Source organism: Stenoxybacter acetivorans DSM 19021, assembly GCF_000745895.1.
GTDB classification, from domain to species: domain Bacteria; phylum Pseudomonadota; class Gammaproteobacteria; order Burkholderiales; family Neisseriaceae; genus Stenoxybacter; species Stenoxybacter acetivorans.
This window is the reverse complement of the sequence record NZ_JQKE01000119.1, coordinates 1-2,785: the sequence shown is the minus strand read 5'-3', so window position 1 is coordinate 2,785 and position 2,785 is coordinate 1. Positions and strand designations below refer to the sequence as shown.

Annotated in this window: 1 protein-coding gene; it reads right to left on the bottom strand. The window is 56.3% G+C overall.

The genetic code is table 11. The features are described from left to right. Window positions 1–2,785 (bottom strand): Ig-like domain-containing protein (locus tag Q384_RS10765; RefSeq protein ID WP_037588033.1); only part of this gene is annotated, 2,785 nt, incomplete at both ends.

Below are 2,785 nucleotides of genomic sequence, written 5' to 3'. Positions count from 1 at the left end.
AGCTGCTGTCCAATACGCCGCTGTAGGTTTTACCGTTCACGGTTAAGGTGACGGTGTCGCCCGCTTTGGCATCGCCGCCGGCAGTACCGGTGATGATTTGGGTGGTTTTCGATTCGGCAATATTGAGTATGTTGTCGCCGTTGCCGCTGCCGCTTGTGTCGTCCATTTTATCAATGGTCAGCGTTGCCGTCGGGGCTTTGGTGTCCACGGTGAAGCTCGCGGTGTTGTCGGTATCCGCGCCGTCGGCGTTGGCATTGCCTGCCAAATCGTGGAATTTGCCGCTGTCCACAAAGATGCTGGCGGTGCCTTCAAAGTCTTTGGCCGGAACAAATTCTGCGGTATACAGGCTGCCTGAAACTTTGGTGAAGTTTTGCAGGGTGCCGCCGGTTACTTGGATTGATGCCAAACCAAAGTCGCTGCTGTCTTCCGATAATTGGAAGTTTACCGATACCGTGCCGGTGGCGGTATTGACTATGCCGCCCGCCGCTACGCCGGCACTCACGGCGATGGTCGGCAGGGTTTTATCTGCCACGCCTAAGGTTACGGTGTACTCAGTGCTGTTGCCGTGGGTGTCGTTCACCACGTAGGTAAAGGTGTCGGTGCCGTTGTAATTGGCGGCGGCGGTGTAGGTGTAAGTACCGTCCGGATTCACCACCACGGTGCCGTGCTGCGGCAGGGTTTTACCCAGCAGATAGGTTAAGTTCGGTATATCCAGTGTGTCCACGTCGTGTGCCGCCGGCAGGTTGCCGTTGTATATTTTACCGCTCTCTACGCCTTGTGAGACGGTAATGTCTGATGCGGTCGGCAGGTCGTTGGTGCCGGTGATGGTGATGGTGAGGGTCTCTTCGGTTTCGGCTTGCCCGTCAGATACTTTGAATTTAATCACCAAGTCTTTGCTTTGACCTTCCGCTAAAAACTGATACGCCGATCCGGTCGGATCAAAGGTCCATTTGCCGTCCGCGCTTAAGTTAAAGCCTTCCGGTAAGCCGGTTTGCACTGCGCCGCTGAGGTCGGTGTATTCAACAAAGCTGTAGGTCAATGCGTCGCCGTCGGGGTCGGTTGCGGTCAGGCTGCCTGAAACCACGGAACCGTCTTCGGTTGCCGAGGCGGTTGCCGCTTGGGCAACCGGAGCATTATTCACGCCGGTGACGGTGATGGTGATCTGTCCGACGGTTTTGCCGCCGTGTCCGTCGTCAACGGTGTAATTGACAATAACGTCTTGCTGTTCGCCGTCTTTCAGGTGTTTGTACGCAGCATTGGCCGGATCAAAGGTCCATTTGCCGTCCGGCTGCAGGCTGAAGCCGGGTACGGCACTGTTGATACTGAATGTCAGGCTGTCGCCGTCCGGGTCGCTGACATAACCGCCGGCAATCAAGTCGCCGCTGATCGGCGGCGTTGCGCCTTCGGTGGCGGCAGCAATCGAGGCACTGGCAATCGGAGCGTCGTTGGTGCCGGTTACGGTGATGGTTAAAGTTTTGGTGTCGGTGCCGCCGTTGCCGTCATCTACTTTATAAGTAACGGTGAGGGTTTTGGTTTCACCTTCTTTTAAACTTTGATATGCAGCATTAGACGGATCGAAATTCCAAGTGCCGTCGGCGTTCATGATGAAGCCTGCCGGTAAGCCGGTTTGCACTGCACCGGCAAAGTCGGTGTATTGAACAAAACTGTAGGTCAGGGTGTCGCCGTCCGGGTCGGTTGCAGTCAGGCTGCCTGAAATGGCGGGACCGTCTTCTTTCGCTGCGGCAGACGCATCTTGGGCTACCGGCGCATCATTCACGCCGGTTATGGTAATGGTGATTTGCCCGGCGGTTTTACCGCCGTGTCCGTCGTCAACGGTGTAATTGACGATAACGTCTTGCTGCTCGCCGGCTTTCAGGTGTTTGTACGCAGCATTGGCAGCATCAAAGGTCCATTTGCCGTCCGGCTGCAGACTGAAGCCGGGTACGGTACTGTTGATGCTGAATGTCAGGCTGTCGCCGTCCGGGTCGCTGACATAACCGTCGGCAACCAAGTCGCCGCTGACAGGGGGTGTTGCACCTTCGGTAGCTGCAGCAACTGAGGCGTTGGCGATCGGGACATCGTTGGTGCCGGTTACGGTGATGGTTAAGGTTGCGGTGGCTGTGCCGTTGACCGCATTACCATCATTCACTTGGTAGGCAATGGTCAGTACTTTTTTCTCGCCCTCTTTCAGGCTTTGATATGCGGCATCAGACGGGTCAAACAACCAGCTGCCGTCGGCATTTAAGGTGAAACCGGCAGGTGCGGCGGCGGTGGTGCTGTAGGTGAGGGTGTCGCCGTCAACGTCAGTCGCAACCAGTTTGCCTGAAACCACTGCGCCGTCTTCTTTCGCTGCGGCAGACGCATCTTGGGCTACGGGGGCGTGATTGACGTGCGCTACATTAACGGTAACGGTGTATTCAACGCTGTCGCCGTGTCCGTCGTTCACAACGTAGGTGAAGCTGCCTTGTCCGCTGAAGCCTTTGTTCGGGGTGAAGGTGTATGTACCATCGGCATTAACAACCACGGTGCCGCCCACTGCCGGGGTTTTACCGGCTTTGTAGGTGCAGGGGTCGCCGTCGATGTCGGTGTAGGCCGGTAATGTGCCGGTTGTCGGGCTGTCTTCGCTGCCGGGTACGGTGGTATTTGACGCTGTCGGCAAATCGTTGGTGCCGGTTACGGTGATGGTTAAAGTTTTGCTGTCGGTGGCATTGGTTGTACCTGTACCGTCGTCCACTGTGTAAGCAATGGTCAGGACTTTTTTCTCACCCTCTTTCAGGCTTTGATA